Origin of the sequence: Pseudomonas sp. FSL W5-0203 (assembly GCF_001896155.1) — a bacterium.
In the GTDB taxonomy this organism is placed as follows: Bacteria; Pseudomonadota; Gammaproteobacteria; order Pseudomonadales; family Pseudomonadaceae; genus Aquipseudomonas; species Aquipseudomonas paracarnis.
Genome location: NZ_MPOR01000007.1, coordinates 1 through 14,843, shown reverse-complemented (window position 1 = coordinate 14,843; position 14,843 = coordinate 1). Strand labels below are relative to the sequence as shown.

The 14,843-nt window shown below is 60.3% G+C and carries 15 protein-coding genes; 10 read left to right on the top strand and 5 right to left on the bottom strand.

From position 1 onward, the window contains the following. Positions 1-21 precede the first annotated feature (21 nt). Positions 22-435 carry a nucleoside diphosphate kinase regulator gene (rnk, locus tag BOP96_RS08735; RefSeq protein WP_014720453.1) on the top strand — a complete coding sequence of 138 codons (414 nt, stop codon included), beginning with the start codon at positions 22-24 and terminating at the stop codon, positions 433-435. Here rnk and BOP96_RS08730 read toward each other — a convergent pair. The 3 genes from BOP96_RS08730 to BOP96_RS08720 form a co-directional block, all read right to left on the bottom strand. Beyond that, positions 432-3,272 (bottom strand): class I adenylate cyclase, encoded by a 2,841-nt coding sequence (locus tag BOP96_RS08730; protein ID WP_073452543.1) that lies wholly within the window; start codon positions 3,270-3,272, stop codon positions 432-434. The genes rnk and BOP96_RS08730 overlap by 4 nt on opposite strands. Before the next feature lie 167 nt (positions 3,273-3,439). Then, on the bottom strand, positions 3,440-3,694 hold the full coding sequence (locus BOP96_RS08725; RefSeq protein ID WP_014720451.1) for a TIGR02647 family protein: 255 nt from the start codon (positions 3,692-3,694) through the stop codon (positions 3,440-3,442). Between the two features lie 95 nt (positions 3,695-3,789). Next, positions 3,790-4,074 (bottom strand): hypothetical protein, encoded by a 285-nt coding sequence (locus BOP96_RS08720; RefSeq protein ID WP_014720450.1) that lies wholly within the window; start codon positions 4,072-4,074, stop codon positions 3,790-3,792. A gap of 125 nt (positions 4,075-4,199) precedes the next feature. Here BOP96_RS08720 and BOP96_RS08715 point away from each other — a divergent pair, with 125 nt between their 5' ends. After that, the gene (locus BOP96_RS08715; protein WP_073452479.1) at positions 4,200-4,859 is read left to right on the top strand and encodes a glutathione S-transferase family protein; all 660 of its coding nucleotides are present in this window, start codon (positions 4,200-4,202) and stop codon (positions 4,857-4,859) included. Between the two features lie 96 nt (positions 4,860-4,955). Here BOP96_RS08715 and argH read toward each other — a convergent pair whose 3' ends face one another. Next, positions 4,956-6,350, bottom strand: a complete 1,395-nt coding sequence (argH, locus tag BOP96_RS08710) for an argininosuccinate lyase (RefSeq protein ID WP_020302866.1) — start codon at positions 6,348-6,350, stop codon at positions 4,956-4,958. A gap of 501 nt (positions 6,351-6,851) precedes the next feature. Between argH and BOP96_RS08705 the strand changes: the two genes are divergently transcribed. The 7 genes from BOP96_RS08705 to BOP96_RS08680 all read left to right on the top strand — a co-directional run bounded on the left by BOP96_RS08705 (position 6,852) and on the right by BOP96_RS08680 (position 13,240). Continuing rightward, positions 6,852-7,598 (top strand): LytR/AlgR family response regulator transcription factor, encoded by a 747-nt coding sequence (locus BOP96_RS08705; RefSeq protein WP_003195394.1) that lies wholly within the window; start codon positions 6,852-6,854, stop codon positions 7,596-7,598. Between the two features lie 138 nt (positions 7,599-7,736). Next, entirely contained in the window at positions 7,737-8,678 is a 942-nt protein-coding gene (gene hemC, locus BOP96_RS08700; protein WP_019819816.1) for a hydroxymethylbilane synthase, read from the top strand. After that, complete coding sequence (locus BOP96_RS30435) at positions 8,675-9,433, top strand: uroporphyrinogen-III synthase (RefSeq protein ID WP_014720446.1); 759 nt, start codon at positions 8,675-8,677, stop codon at positions 9,431-9,433. Before hemC ends, BOP96_RS30435 begins: the two co-directional genes overlap by 4 nt. 18 nt (positions 9,434-9,451) lie before the next feature. Then, a complete protein-coding gene (locus tag BOP96_RS30430) occupies positions 9,452-10,567 on the top strand; it encodes a uroporphyrinogen-III C-methyltransferase (protein WP_014720445.1) in 1,116 nt (371 codons plus the stop codon). 5 nt (positions 10,568-10,572) lie between these two features. Next, positions 10,573-11,814 carry a heme biosynthesis protein HemY gene (locus BOP96_RS08690; RefSeq protein WP_032901898.1) on the top strand — a complete coding sequence of 414 codons (1,242 nt, stop codon included), beginning with the start codon at positions 10,573-10,575 and terminating at the stop codon, positions 11,812-11,814. A gap of 236 nt (positions 11,815-12,050) precedes the next feature. After that, positions 12,051-12,572, top strand: coding sequence for a disulfide bond formation protein B (locus tag BOP96_RS08685; protein WP_073452476.1), 522 nt, complete (start codon positions 12,051-12,053; stop codon positions 12,570-12,572). A gap of 209 nt (positions 12,573-12,781) precedes the next feature. Next, on the top strand, positions 12,782-13,240 hold the full coding sequence (locus tag BOP96_RS08680) for an Rsd/AlgQ family anti-sigma factor (RefSeq protein ID WP_014720442.1): 459 nt from the start codon (positions 12,782-12,784) through the stop codon (positions 13,238-13,240). Positions 13,241-13,294: 54 nt separating this feature from the next. Here BOP96_RS08680 and BOP96_RS08675 read toward each other — a convergent pair whose 3' ends face one another. After that, entirely contained in the window at positions 13,295-13,972 is a 678-nt protein-coding gene (locus tag BOP96_RS08675; protein ID WP_014720441.1) for an FKBP-type peptidyl-prolyl cis-trans isomerase, read from the bottom strand. Positions 13,973-14,164: 192 nt separating this feature from the next. Here BOP96_RS08675 and BOP96_RS08670 point away from each other — a divergent pair. Beyond that, on the top strand, positions 14,165-14,843 hold a 679-nt coding region (locus BOP96_RS08670), incomplete at its 3' end, for an AlgP family protein (protein ID WP_192902332.1).

Below are 14,843 nucleotides of genomic sequence, written 5' to 3'. Positions count from 1 at the left end.
AAAAAGGAGTCTGCCTGAATCATGACCACCGCACCGTCCATCATTCTTACCCGTCTTGACGTGCAGCGTCTGGAGCAACTGATCGACCGCTTGGGCGACGAGTTTCCCGGCGCCCGAGCGTTGCAAGCCGAACTCGACCGCGCCGAAGACGTGGTTGGTCACGATGAAGTGCCTGCGGGTGTCGTGACCATGAACTCCAGCGTGCATTGCCGTGAGCAAAGCAGCGGCAAGGACTATCACCTGACGCTGGTCTACCCCAAGCACGCGAACGCCGACGAAGGCAAGATTTCGATCATGGCACCCGTGGGCAGCGCATTGCTCGGCCTGCAAGTGGGCCAGCACATCGACTGGCCGGCGCCAGGCGGCAAGACCTTGAAGCTGGAATTGCTCAGCGTCGAAGGCCAGCCCAAAGATGGCGGCGCCTTCCCGCTCTAAACCTGATTCAAGGCCGCATTGAGTGACTGTTCCAGTTCGGCTTTATAGCGCAGGTACAGATTGCTTGGGCTTTGCACATCACCGAGCAGCCCCGACAGATCCAGATCAGTGATATAGCAGCGGTAACGCTCGGTTTCCCGACGTTGCCCGACGATCTCCCGGGCGACCACCGTAAACAGCTGGTCGCCAAATTCCAGTTCGCAAAACTCCCGCTGATTGCAGTACAGGGTGATCCCTACGTGGCCTGGCGTGCCTTTGCCGATAATGGCCTGCACGTCATAAAACGCCTTGTTGGCCGGGTCTTGCGGGGCCGGCCTTGGCTCAACGCCCCGCGCACGGCCGCTGCCCGATGGCAACAGTTGGTAATACAGGATCTGTATCTCGCCCGCGGGTTGCTGGGTGTCCAGGGACGATAGTGCTTCGCGGCGATACAGGATCGATTGCAAAAAGCGCTGCAACGGCGCCAACAGGCTTTGCTCATCATGAAATGGCAAGCGCTGTTGCCAGAGCGCGTTGAATTCGTCGAGCACGTAGACGTCGGCGAAGCCTTCATTAACGCGGTAGAACACCTGCACACACTCGGCTTGGCCCATGGGCAGCAGCAGCGCCAGGTCGTGGTCTTCCAAGGCCATGGCGTCCAGGTGCCACGGGCTATAGCTGACCAGCTCCTCGCTGAGGTAGGCGATCAGCGCGTCCTGGGTCGGCAGTGACACATGGGTGGCCTGGCCCGGTACCAGTTCCATGACGTGATAATGCTGCTGCACCTGGAGCAGGTAGCGATGATTGCCCTGGCCGAGCAGCAGATGCTGCGCGGTGTCGAATACCTCTTCCACCCGCTGGGCAATGAACTGTGCCCGGTTGTGGCAAAAACAACGCACTCGCAGGCGTGGCAGATGGTTCGAGGGCAGTTGGTTGAGGTAGTCGCGCAGGCAGTCGAGCAGGGCGTGGGGGCCGTCATAGCGGCTGACCATCACTTCGTTCCAGCTGTTGAGCGTGACCTGGTCCAGGGTCAGCACCAGATTGTCGCGCACGCCGGCATAGCTCAGGGAGTCGGTGCGCTCTGTGGTCATCAGGATATTCAGGTCGCGATGATGTTTGAGCGGGTCAACCCCAACGTTGATCAAAAGCAGCACCTCTTCCGGCACTGCCGGGCGCAGCAAGCGGCTCTCATCGACACTGGACAGGGGCAGGGCGATGGTCTGTTGCAGGCTGCCCAATAGGTTGAACAGCTCGAACTCGGTCATGTCGCTGGTGCCGGGGTGCAGCGCCAGGCGGGTGCTGCTGTCGATCACGCCGTTGCGATGGCACCAGGTGAGCATTTCCAGCAGGTCGCGGCTGCGTTTGATCGGGGCGAAGTGTTCCCACTCCAGAGCGGTAAGGTTGCCGTTATACAGGCCCCAATGGTGCTGGCCCGGCTCCTTGCGGTTGGGCGACTGCACCAGGGTCAAAGTGTCTTCGGCCAGGTCCGGGGCGATGCCGGGGTTGATGAACTCGACCTTGCCGGCCTTGCGCTCGAACGCCGCATACAAGCGGCGGCCCAGTACATTGAGTTCGCGTTTATTGACCGCGCTGGCGGTGTGTTCGCTGCGGGTGAACTGGGTGAGGAAGCGGTAGCTGTAGTTCAACTCATTGACCAGAGCACGGCGCTCGGAGGCGACCTGGCGCACTTTCCATTGGCTGCGGCTGTCCAGCAGGGCCAGTTGGCGCGTGTCCCAGCCCCACTCATGCGCCAGGCGTTCCAGCAGCTGCCGTTGCCAACCGGCGGTGCGCTGGCCGGCGCTGAGCTTGCGGTTGACCTTCAGGTACAGGCTGCGGCGCACCAGTTCCAGGCGCTCCAGCTCGTTGCGGGCCTTGAGGTATTCCTCGATGCGGCGGTAGACCATGATGTACGGGTCCAGCTCATCCAGGTCTACCTGATGGCTGAACACCGCCTGTTTGAAGCGCAGGCTCAGGCATTGCACCTTCGGGTGTTCGCTGGCGTAGACCTCGGTCAGCAGCAGCTTGAGCACCGATTTATAGGGCGACTCGATGCCCTTGAACAGTTGCCACAGCCCGGCGCCAATAAACTCCCCCGGAGGAATATGAGCCAGATGGCCGAGGTCGAGGGTTTCATCGGCGCGGATAAAGCGCTTGGACACCAGGGCGTGAGTAAATTCGGCGTAGCGGTTTTCTTCGTAGACCGGCACCAGCCACCAGATGGGCGTGCGCCCGGCCAGCCAGATCGCGGTGCGATAGAACTCATCCAGCAGCAGGTAGTGCTGGGTGGTGCCGCAGTCGTCGGAACTCAGTGGCGTATCGCGATCACCCAACACAAAGCGCGTCGGGTCGATCAGGAAGAAATGCGCCTCGGCGCCCATGCTCAAGGCCCAGGTTTCCAGCAGTTGGCACTTTTTGCGCAGCTCGGCCAGCTCGGTCTCGCTCAGGTCGCGAGCGTGGCATACCCACACGTCCATATCGCTTTGATCGGCCTGCGCCAGCGTGCCAAGGCTGCCCATCAGGAACAAACCGTGGATCGGCGTAGGCGGGTTGCCATGGCGCGGTTTATAGGAGAACGAGCGGGTCAGGCGTTGGGCATCGGCCAAGGCCTGGGCGTCCGGTTCGAAATTCGACAGGCCAGCCGGTGTGTTACTGGAGACATAGCCCGGCAACAGCGGATGATTGACGTGGAAAAACAGCGGCAACAAAGCCAGCACGCTTTGCTGGCGTGGCGTCAGCCCCTCGACGGCCCGGGCCATGCGGCCTTGATTGAGGGTCATGAAACGCGCGCGCAGTTGGGTCAGCACCTTACGGTCGATGCCTTCGTCCAGATCGGGGCGGATTTCATGGGTGCGGGTCATGTCGAACTCGGTGGCTCGCAGCCCGACGCGGGCGGCCATGCAGGAGTTTACAGACAGTAGCGTAGGAGTTTTAGAGGGAAGTGGCTTTTTGGCGTCAGAATTTCGTATGCCGCGCAGCACCACCCGCGGAATCCGCAGGCGGCGGACTCCATGGGCGGTATCAAGTATCAGGCGGCTTCTTTGGTGTTGGCAGTGGTCAGGATGGTCAGCAGGGTTTGGGCTTGCTCGGCAGCGTCCCGGCCAAGGCTCGTCAGGTAGCCCCCGTCCGGTTGGTCAATCAGCCCTTTGGCATGGAGGCGCTTGGCAGCGGCGATGGCAGTAGGGGCGGCAGTCTGATGGACTTTCAAGCCTTCCTTGGTGCTGTCCAAGGGGAAGAGTACAAGGATTTCCAGTTCGGCAACCAACTCAGGGGTATACGACATAAGGACTCCAGACTTTCTAAAATTTATTAGAGGCTAGCAGGCCATAAGGTGAACGCACTTTGCCGAACTGTCCAGCGTGTTGCTGCGTGCCGGGGTTATTCCTTTTCCGGCGGCAGCTCGGGCAGTGCCCGCAGTGCCGTTTCATACCACTCGGTATTGAAGGCGCGGTCATCTTCGAGCATGGCGTCGATCTCGAACGCCAGCACGTGAGCCATCAGATTCAGGATATCTTCGCGCTCGTAACCCACCAGGGTCAGTTTGTTGAACGTAGCCTTGGCCGCTGGCGGGTTATCGCTCTCGATCTGGTTCTCGATGGCTTCGATCAGCGTGGTCTCGGTGAATTCTTCTTCGTCGTTGTCGATATCGGTCGGCTCGCTCATGGCAGGCTCCTCAAGGAAAGGGCGTCAGTCTACCCCCATTCAGGTGGGTGATGCTGCTGGTCAGGGTGCCCTCGAGGATCTATAACTCTTGCAGCCAACCCCACACCCGGCCTGGAGGCTTTGCGATGCTCAAGCTTTACGGATTTTCGGTCAGCAACTACTACAACATGGTCAAGCTGGCGCTATTGGAGAAAGGACTGCCCTTCGAAGAGGTGCCTTTTTATGCTGGGCAAACTCCCGAAGCCTTGGCGGTAAGCCCCCGCGGCAAAGTGCCGGTGCTGGGTGTGAAGCAGGGGTTCATCAACGAAACCAGCGTCATTCTCGAATACCTCGAACAGACCCAGGAAGGTCCGGCGCTGTTGCCCGCCGACCCGTTTGCGCGGGCTCAGGTGCTGGCGCTGTGCCGTGAGATCGAGCTGTACATCGAACTGCCTGCGCGGGCGTGTTTCGCCGAGGCTTTTTTCGGCATGGCGGTGCCGGAGGCGATCAAGGAGAAGTCCAGGGCCGAGCTGTTGCTTGGGATGGGTACGTTAGGTCGGCACGGTCAGTTTGCGCCTTATGTGGCAGGTGAGAGCTTCACCCTTGCGGACCTGTATTTCATGTACAGCCTGAACCTGGCCTGCGGTGTGGGCGAGAAGCTGTTTGGGCTGGACCTGCTGGAGCAGTTGCCGAAGGCGAAAGCCTTGTTGGCGCGCCTGAATGGGATGCCCAATGCGCAGAAGATAGAGGCGGACAGGCAGGCGGCGATGCCGGCATTCATGGCGATGATTGCGGCCAAGAAATAACCAATGTGGGAGGGGGCTTGCTCCCGAAGGCGGTGGGTCAGCTAAGATTTTCTTGTCTGATACACCGTCTTCGGGAGCAAGCCCCCTCCCACAATTTTAGCGGCTGGCGAGCAATTGCTGGCCGCGCACGACCGCCGCCTTGACCTGTGCCGGCGCAGTGCCGCCCACATGATTACGGGCATTCACCGAGCCTTCCAGGGTCAGCACGGCAAACACATCCTGCTCGATCTGGTCGCTGAACTGGCGCAGTTCTTCCAGGCTCATTTCCGCCAAGTCCTTGCCGGTGTCCACACCGTACTTCACGGCGTGGCCGACAATTTCGTGGCAGTCACGGAACGGCAGGCCCCGGCGCACCAGGTAGTCCGCCAGGTCGGTCGCGGTAGAGAACCCGCGCAGGGCCGCTTCACGCATGATCGCGTGCTTGGGCTTGATCGCCGGAATCATGTCGGCAAAGGCACGCAACGAGTCGCGCAGGGTATCGGCGGCGTCGAAGAGCGGTTCCTTGTCTTCCTGGTTGTCCTTGTTGTAGGCCAATGGTTGGCCTTTCATCAGGGTCAGCAGGCCCATCAGTGCACCAAATACACGGCCGCTCTTGCCACGCACCAACTCTGGCACGTCGGGGTTTTTCTTTTGCGGCATGATCGAGCTGCCGGTGCAGAAGCGGTCCGGCAGGTCTATGAACTGGAATTGCGCGCTGGTCCATAGCACCAGCTCTTCGGAGAAGCGCGACAGATGCATCATCGCGATGCTGGCGGCGGCGCAGAATTCGATGGCGAAGTCCCGGTCCGACACGCCGTCCAGGGAGTTGCCGCCCACGGCGTCAAAGCCCAGCAACTGTGCGGTGTACTCACGGTCAATCGGGTAAGTGGTGCCGGCCAGTGCAGCGCTGCCCAGCGGCATGCGGTTGGCACGCTTGCGGCAATCGACCAGGCGCTCGTAGTCGCGGCTGAGCATTTCGAACCAGGCCAGCAGGTGGTGGCCGAAGGTCACAGGCTGTGCGGTCTGCAGGTGAGTGAAGCCGGGCATGATGGTGTCCGATTCACGCTCGGCCTGCTCCAGCAAACCTTTTTGCAGGCGGGTGATTTCGCCCAGGATCAGGTCGATCTCATCGCGCAGCCACAGGCGGATATCGGTGGCGACCTGATCGTTACGGCTACGGCCAGTGTGCAATTTTTTGCCGGTCACGCCGATGCGATCGGTCAGGCGTGCCTCGATGTTCATGTGCACGTCTTCCAGGTCGACGCGCCAGTCGAACGTCCCTGCCTCGATCTCACCGCGGATGGTGGTCAGGCCGTCGATGATGCTGTCACGCTCGGCGTCGGTCAGCACGCCGACCTTGGCCAGCATCGTGGCGTGGGCGATGGAGCCCATGATGTCGTGGCGGTACAGGCGTTGATCGAAGGTGACGGAGGCGGTGAAGCGCGCGACGAAGGCGTCGACGGGTTCACTGAAGCGGCCGCCCCAGGACTGGTTGGTCTTGTCGGTGCTCATGGATTCGCTCGTGATCTGCTTAAAAGAGGCATGAAGGTGTGCCGGCGATCATAACAGGGTTGCTCGTGGAGGCGGTGCTGCGGGTGATCGGCAATTTTATTTGTGTAAGAGATGGCTAAGTGCCTTGCCGCCGACCGCATCCGGGACGAGACTGGGGGCAGGTACTTATTGAAACGATATTTGACGATTGAGCAATGTCGCCTCAGTGAGCGTCTACAGTTGGACTGATAGTGTGTGAATGCACCAAAGTCGGGTGATGCGGTCATAACCAGACTATCCATTAAACAGGGGGGTATTCGGATTGTTTATCAGTGAACCCTACGACGATGCCCGAAGGCAGCGGGTCTTGGGCGCTATTGAACAGGTCCGGGTAAATTTGGGTGCCATTCTCAGGGCACTTTTTGCCGCTCGCGCTAGTCTTAGCGTGGATCGCTGTGACGTCAGTCACCGCACCTGTCTACGCTATCCTTGTGCGAGACTCACGCAGGAATCCAGCGCAATATGAATGTCCTGATCGTTGATGACGAACCCCAAGCCCGCGAGCGACTGAGCCGTCTGGTCAGTGAACTCGAGGGTTATACAGTCCTTGAACCGAGCGCCACCAGCGGCGAAGAGGCGTTGACGCTGATCGACAGCCACAAGCCGGATGTAGTGCTGCTCGATATCCGCATGCCGGGCTTTGATGGCCTGCAGGTCGCCGCCCGCTTGAGCGAACGCGAATCGCCGCCCGCCGTGGTGTTGTGTGCGGCGCAGGATGAGTTTTCTGCACAAGCGCTGGAAGACAGCGGTGTCAGTTTTCTCGTCAAGCCGGCCACTGCCGAAGCCTTGCTCAAAGCCTTGAAAAAAGCCGAGCGTCCCAGCCGCGCCCAACTGGCTGCCTTGACGCAACCGGCTGCGCAAAGTGGTAACGGGCCACGCAGCCATATCAGCGCACGTACCCGCAAGGGCATCGAGCTGATCCCACTCGGCCAGGTGGTTTACTTTATTGCCGATCACAAATACGTGACCTTGCGCCACGAGACCGGTGAAGTGTTGCTTGATGAACCGCTCAAGGCGCTTGAAGACGAGTTTGGCGAGCGTTTCGTGCGCATTCATCGCAACGCGCTGGTCGCCCGTGAACGCATCGAGCGCCTGCAGCGCACGCCCCTGGGGCACTTTCAGCTATTCCTGAAGGGGCTCAATGGCGATGCGTTGATCGTCAGCCGACGCCATGTCGCTGGCGTGCGCAAGATGATGCAGCAGCTTTAGCCCAAGGGTTGCGGCGCGGTCTGCATTCCTTATCCCGGTGCGACGTGGCCAGGGAGGCCCCGCACTTGCTGATTCAAATCAAAGCGTATTTGCCTGAGCTGTTATTATCCGCCGTATCTATTCAGTACGGATTGATCCATGTCCTCTCGCGAAATCCGCATCGCCACCCGTAAAAGCGCCTTGGCCTTGTGGCAGGCCGAATACGTCAAAGCACGCCTTGAACAGGCCCATCCCGGCCTCAAGGTCTCCCTGGTGCCCATGGTCAGTCGCGGCGACAAGCTGCTGGACTCGCCATTGTCGAAAATCGGCGGCAAGGGCCTGTTCGTCAAGGAGTTGGAAACTGCGCTGCTGGACAACGAAGCCGACATCGCCGTGCATTCGATGAAAGACGTGCCCATGGACTTCCCTGAAGGCCTGGGCCTTTTTTGTATCTGCGAGCGCGAAGACCCGCGCGACGCCTTCGTTTCCAACACCTTCGCGTCCCTGGACGAATTGCCGCTGGGCAGTATCGTTGGCACCTCCAGCCTGCGTCGCCAGGCCCAGTTGCTGACGCGGCGTCCCGACCTGCAGATCCGCTTTTTGCGTGGCAACGTCAACACGCGCCTGGCCAAGCTCGACGCCGGCGAATACGACGCGATCATCCTCGCCGCTGCCGGCTTGATCCGCCTGGGCTTTGAAGACCGCATCACCTCGGCCATCAGCGTCGAAGACAGCCTGCCCGCTGGCGGGCAGGGCGCAGTCGGAATCGAATGCCGCACCGCCGACAGCGAAATTCATGCGCTGCTAAAACCTCTCGATCACGCAGACACCGAAGTGCGCGTCACCGCCGAGCGTGCCTTGAACAAACACCTCAACGGTGGCTGCCAGGTGCCCATCGCCTGCTATGCCGTACTCGAGGGTGAGAACCTGTGGCTGCGTGGCCTGGTTGGTGATCCGGACGGCGGTAACCTGCTGACCGCCGAGGTACGTGGGCCGCAACGTGATGCCACGGCCTTGGGGATTCAGGTCGCCGAAGCGTTGCTGGAAAAAGGCGCGGGTACCATTTTGCAAAAAGTCTATGGCGAGGCCGGCCCGCAGTGACCGACTGGCGAGTGCTGCTGACGCGGCCTGCCGAGGAGTCGACGGCCCTGGCGGCGTTATTAGCCCAGAGCGGTATTCACAGCAACTGCCTGCCTTTGCTGGAGACTGAAGCCTTGCCGGTGACCGCAGAGCAACACGCGGTGTTCGGCGCGCTGCCGCGCTATCGCGCCGTCATCGTGGTGAGCAAGCCGGCTGCGCGCCTGGCGTTGCTGCGGTTGGGGGGCAGTGTGCCGCCAATGCCCTGGTTCAGTGTCGGCGCGGCCACGGCCCAGATATTGGCCGATCATGGCCTCAACGTTCACTTTCCCGCCACGGGCGATGACAGCGAGGCCTTGCTTGAACTGCCCGCCTTGCGCGAGGCTATTGCAGCGCCGGGTGCCCGGGTGTTGATCCTGCGCGGCGAGGGCGGGCGTGAGTTGCTGGCAGAGCGTTTACGCGAGCAAGGTGCTAGTGTCGATTACCTGGAATTGTATCGGCGTTTTCTTCCGGTGTATGAGAAGGGCGCGTTGATGCAACGCATCCAGTTGGAACGCTTGAACGGCCTGGTGGTCAGCAGTGGGCAGGGTTTTTTACACCTGCACGCGTTAGCCGGCCCCGATTGGCCAGAGGTGGCACAGCTGCCGTTGTTCGTGCCCAGCCCGCGTGTATATGAAATGGCGCGGGCCGCGGGTGCAGAAAAAGTTGTGGATTGTCGCGGCGCGAGTGCCGCGGCTTTGTTAGTGGCGTTAGGGAGCTATCCCGTTCCCACTCTCTGATACGCAAAGGACGGATACGTGAGCGAAACAGCCTTGCCTAAAGATGAAGCTCAGCCCGCGCTTGATGCGCCGGTCGAGACACCGGTCAGCGCGCCACGCCGTGGCAATGGCCTGGCAGTCGTCGCCTTGCTGTTGGGCGCTGCGGGCGTAGCCGCCGGCGGCTGGGGGATCTGGCAGGTCCGTGCCCTGCAAGCCAGCAGCCAGCACCAACTGGGCCAGGTGCAGACCCTGGATGACCAGTCCCAGAGCCTCAAGCAAGGCCAGCAACAGCTGGCCGCCCGCCTGGCGCAGTTGCCGGGTGCGGATGAGCTGGAAGAGCGTCGCCGCCTGGTCACTCAGTTGCAGGGTGATCAGCAGCGCCTCAACCAGCGTCTGGAAACCGTGTTGGGTGCCAGCCGTAAGGACTGGCGCCTGGCCGAGGCCGAGCATCTGATCCGTCTGGCCAGCTTGCGTTTGTCCGCCTTGCAAGACATCAACAGCGCCCAGTCGCTGGTGCAGGGGGCCGACGAAATTCTTCGCGAGCAGAGCGACCCAGGGGCTTTCGCTGCACGGGAGCAATTGGCCAAGAGCCTGGCCGCGCTGCGCAGCACCGAGCAACCGGACCGTACCGGCCTGTACCTGCAATTGGCTGCCTTGCGTGACCAGGTGGTGCAACTGGCGGCGATTGCCCCGGAGTATCAGCTCACGGAGCCTGCTTCCCAGGGGCGTCCCACCAGCGATACGCAGAACCAGTTGAGCCAGTGGTGGGAGCAGATCTCCCGTTATTTCCGCATCGACTTCAACCCGGATGACAACATCCGTCCCTTGTTGGCAGGCCAAGGCCTGAACCAAGTGCGGCTGGCCTTGAGCCTGGCGCTGGAGCAAGCCCAATGGGCTGCGCTTAACGGCGAGGCGGCGGTGTACAGCCGCTCGTTGGGAGAAGCGCGCAGCGTATTGCAGGACAACTTCAACCAGGACAACCCGCAGAGCAAGGCGATGCTGGCGCGTATTGCCGAGCTTGAGCCCAAGGCGGTGTCGGTGGTCACGCCTGACTTGGCTGCGAGCCTGGCTGCTGTGCAGGCGTACCTTGAACGCCGTCATCAGTCTGCCGACGAAGCCAAGGCTTCGGCTGGCAAACCGGCGACCCAGGAGTAGAGCTGATGAAGCGTTTCTATGTGATCCTGGTGCTCGCGATTGCGCTCGCGCTGGCCCTGGGTGTGGGCATTTCGAAACACACCGGCTACGTGTTGATTACTTATCCTCACCTGCTGCATTACGAATCAAGCCTGTGGGCGACATTGGTGGCGGTGTTCGCCATTGGCCTGGCGATTTACCTGATCCGCGTGTTATGGAGCCTGGTCAGCACATCCGGTGGCGTGGTCAACCCCTGGTCACGACGCAACCGCAGCCGTCGTGTGCAGATCGCTATCGAGCAAGGCCAGATGGACCTCGCCGAGGGCCGCTGGGCCAGCGCCGAACGCCACCTGCACCGCGCCGCCGAAGCAGAGCGCCAACCCCTGCTGTATTACATCGGTGCCGCCCGTGCGGCCAATGAACAGGGCCGTTATGAGGAATCCGACGGCTTGCTGGAGCGTGCGTTGGAACGCCAGCCCCAGGCCGAACTGGCCATTGCACTGAGCCATGCGCAGTTGCAGATGGACCGTGGCGATACGGAAGGCGCACTGGTCACCCTTCAGGCGATGCATGAGCGTCACCCGCACAACGCGCAAGTACTGCGACAGTTGCAACGTCTGCATCAGCAGCGTGGCGATTGGTCGTCTGTGATTCGCCTGCTGCCTGAGCTGCGCAAGGACAAAGTCTTGCCCGCCAATGAGCTGGCCGAGCTGGAGCGTCGCGCCTGGGGTGAGAATCTGAGCCTGGCGGCCCAGCGTGAAGAGCAAGGCGAAGCAGGGTTGCAGTCTCTGGAGCGCGCATGGGAGCAACTGACCGCAGCCCAGCGCCAACAGCCACAACTGGTATTGGCGTATGCCGACCAACTGCGTCGATTGGGCGCAGATGCCAAGGCCGAGGAAGTGCTGCGTGGCGCCCTTAAACGCGGTTATGACAGTCACCTGATCCGGTTGTATGGCCTGCTGCGCGGCAGTGATCCTGCGCGGCAACTGAAGTTTGCCGAAGGCTGGCTCAAGGACCATCCAGGCGATGCCAGCCTGCTGCTGACGCTGGGTCGTCTGTGCCTGCAAAACAGTCTGTGGGGCAAGGCGCGGGATTATCTGGAAAGCAGCCTGCAAGTACAGCGCAATCCCGAAGCCTGCGCCGAATTGGCTCGCCTGCTGGCCCAATTGGGCGATACCGAGCGCAGCAACCAGCTGTTTCAGGAGGGCTTGGGGTTGCTCGACAATCGTCTGCTGTCCTCGCCGCTGCCAGTGCCTGCGCGAGTTTGAAGTAGGAAAGGGTGGATGGGTTGGCTAGGACCGATCTGACACCCAACCCTTCAAACCCTGCAACCCCTCGGCTTAACTGGCTTTGTTACTAATTCCTACTTGTCTTGGCTGATTTTCCTCGGGCCCGTGGCGGGATGTCCTTATGTTTTCGAGGAAAAGTCCGCTCTAGGGCGTATTGAAAGGGGTCGGGCCTTTCCTCTACCGTAGCGACCTATCTCTTGCAGTGCGGATAAACAATGTCTCTGGCCCCTTTACGCTCTTTGTTTTTCCTGGCGTTCATGGCGGGTGCGCTGACGTTGGGCGCGTCTTACTACCTTCAATACGGTGCGCTGCTACGACCTTGTTTTCTATGCCAGGTACAACGCCTGTTCCTCGCGTCTTTTGCCTTGATCAACCTGATTGCCGCGCTTCACAAACCTGGGCGTTCCGGCCTTTGTCTTTATGGGGTGGCGAGCATGGGCTGTGCGTTGCTGGGCGCCATCACCGCAGGCCGGCAAGTCCTGTTGCAGAACAGGCCGGCAAGCCAGGTGGGGGATTGCTGGCCCAGCCTGCAGGACATGCTTGAAAACCTGTCTGTCTGGCAGGCAATGCGCTCGGTGTTCAATGGCACGGTCGATTGCGTTGAAATCAACTGGACGCTGTTTGACTTGAGCCTGCCTGAGTGGAGCCTGCTGTTTTTTGTGGCGATGCTGATCCTGGGGTTCATGCAGGTGTCACGGCTGTTGTTCGGCAGGCATTTGCGCCTCGCAACACCTTGAAAACGAGACTCAGATTGTAGGAGCGGATTAAACACTTGTATGAACATTCTCTCCTGCGTACCTTGAAGCCATAGTCATGCGGGCATAATCTGGCCCGCACGCGTTATCCAAACCGCTTGTCAGACGCGGCCTTGTCCGTCTGCTGCTTCATCCTTGAAGTGTTGCGCAGGTACAGAGCTGCGGCGCCCCAATAGGGAAGAGAGATCATCATGTTGGAAAGTTGTCAGAATGCTCAGGAACGCTGGGGTGGGGTGCACAAGCTGATCGACAGCTGGTTGAAGGCACGTCACGAACTGGTTCGGGCCTTTGATGCTCTCGGCGCCAAGCCCGAAGCGTTGGGCGAGAATCGCAAGCCGTTGCAGGAGTTCTGTGAGGTGTTGGTGGACTACGTGTCTGCCGGCCATTTCGGCGTCTACGAGCAACTGACCAAGGAGGCCGAAGCCTTCGATGATCAGCGTGGCCTGGAGTTGGCCGAGACGCTTTATCCGCGCATCGATGTGATCACTGAAAAGCTGCTGGCGTTCACCGACCTGTGTGATGCCGGGAAATGTGTCGCGGAAAAATTCAAAGAGTTGGGGGCGCTGTTGCATGAGCGTTTCGAGCTGGAAGATTGCTTGATCGAAGTGCTGCACAACGCTCATAAGGAAGAACCCGCCACCCAGGCTTGAAGCTGGTGGCGAGGTAAGAAAAACGGTGCGCATGTCGCACCGTTTTTTTATGGGTCAGTGGCGAGTGCCGATTAGTTCGATCTCGAACACCAGCGGCGTATAGGGGGGGATCAACTCACCTGCGCCGTCTGCGCCATAGGCCTGGGCTGAAGGAATCACCAGACGCCATTTCGCACCCACCGGCATCTGCTGTAATGCACTGCTCCAACCGCTGATCACGCTGTTGAGGCGAAACCATTGCGGTTGCGTACTTTTGTCGAAGACAGTTCCATCAGGCAGTCGGCCCACGTATTTAACCTGCACTTCATCGCTGGCCAACGGCTTGTTGCCAGTGCCGGGTGTCAGCTCGGTGAGCAGGATCCCATCGGCCAACTGACGAACGCCGGCTGCGGCTTTTTCCCTTGAGAGAAATTGCTGCTCGGCAGCGAGTGCTTTTTCGCTTTGAGGTCGTTGGGCGTCGGCGGCGTTCTGCGTTTCGTGCTGCGCGAGGATCTGTTCGATGCGCGCGTTATCCAGCGCCAGTGGCTTGCCTTGGTAGGCTTGCTTGAGTCCGTCGAGCAGGGCCTGTATCTGCAGGTCGGGGACTTCCTGGCGCAACCGTTCGCCAAGGCTTGCGCCCAGGCTATAGGCAAGATCGTGCGGGGTTGCGGCGGTGGTGTTTGACGAGGGTTGCTCGCTTGCATCGGCCACGCAGATCGCCAAGCCGAACACTAGAAAAAGGTAACGCGACATGGGCATTCTCCCGGCGAAAGTGCGACGGATTATGCCAGTGCGAGTGCGTAAAAAGTGGCACGGTTTTCCGTTATATCGATAAGAATTTTCGCACGTTGCAACGCAACGCAAAGGATACTGTCAACATGCCCTAGCGGCGGTAAGAGCAGAGGGCTAGTATGAGCCGCACCCACGTCAGCCAGGAGGTAAACCATGTCGGCCAAACAGAAGCCTGTAAATACCCCGTTGCACTTGCTCCAACAACTTTCGGGCAGCCTGCTCGAACATCTGGAAAGCGCGTGCTCCCAAGCCTTGGCTGATGCAGAAAAGCTGCTCGCCAAACTGGAAAAGCAACGCGGTAAAGCGCAAGAAAAGCTGCACAAATCCCGCACCAAACTGCAAGACGCCGCCACTGCCGGCAAGTCCAAGGCACAAGCCAAAGCCAAAGGCGCGGTCAAAGAACTTGAAGAGCTGCTGGATGCTCTCAAGGATCGCCAAGCCGAAACCCGCAGCTACATTTCCCAACTCAAAAAAGACGCTCAAGAAAGCCTGAAACTGGCCCAAGGTGTTGGCCGTGTGAAGGAAGCCGTAGCTAAAGCACTGGGTGCTCGTACGCCTGCAAAAGTAGCCGCCAAGCCAACTGCTAAAACTGCTGCTGCCAAACCAGCTGCCAAGCCAGCCGCTAAAACCGCTGCTGCCAAACCAGCCGCGAAGCCAGCTGCTAAAACTGCTGTCGCCAAACCAGCTGCCAAGCCAGTCGCTAAAACCGCTGCTGCCAAACCAGCCGCGAAGCCAACTGCTAGAACGGCTGCTGCCAAACCAGCCGCGAAGCCAGCTGCTAAAACTGCTGCTGCCAAACCAGCCGCGAAGCCAGCTGCTAAAACTGCTGCCG

Coding starts and splice junctions, on each gene's coding strand:
- BOP96_RS08675 (WP_014720441.1), bottom strand. CDS start 13,972: ATGTCGCGTTACCTTTTTCTAGTGTTCGGCTTGGCGATCTGCGTGGCC.
- argH (WP_020302866.1), bottom strand. CDS start 6,350: ATGAGCACCGACAAGACCAACCAGTCCTGGGGCGGCCGCTTCAGTGAA.
- BOP96_RS08690 (WP_032901898.1), top strand. CDS start 10,573: ATGAAGCGTTTCTATGTGATCCTGGTGCTCGCGATTGCGCTCGCGCTG.
- BOP96_RS08715 (WP_073452479.1), top strand. CDS start 4,200: ATGCTCAAGCTTTACGGATTTTCGGTCAGCAACTACTACAACATGGTC.
- rnk (WP_014720453.1), top strand. CDS start 22: ATGACCACCGCACCGTCCATCATTCTTACCCGTCTTGACGTGCAGCGT.
- hemC (WP_019819816.1), top strand. CDS start 7,737: ATGTCCTCTCGCGAAATCCGCATCGCCACCCGTAAAAGCGCCTTGGCC.
- BOP96_RS08705 (WP_003195394.1), top strand. CDS start 6,852: ATGAATGTCCTGATCGTTGATGACGAACCCCAAGCCCGCGAGCGACTG.
- BOP96_RS08720 (WP_014720450.1), bottom strand. CDS start 4,074: ATGAGCGAGCCGACCGATATCGACAACGACGAAGAAGAATTCACCGAG.
- BOP96_RS08685 (WP_073452476.1), top strand. CDS start 12,051: ATGTCTCTGGCCCCTTTACGCTCTTTGTTTTTCCTGGCGTTCATGGCG.
- BOP96_RS08725 (WP_014720451.1), bottom strand. CDS start 3,694: ATGTCGTATACCCCTGAGTTGGTTGCCGAACTGGAAATCCTTGTACTC.
- BOP96_RS08730 (WP_073452543.1), bottom strand. CDS start 3,272: ATGACCCGCACCCATGAAATCCGCCCCGATCTGGACGAAGGCATCGAC.
- BOP96_RS08680 (WP_014720442.1), top strand. CDS start 12,782: ATGTTGGAAAGTTGTCAGAATGCTCAGGAACGCTGGGGTGGGGTGCAC.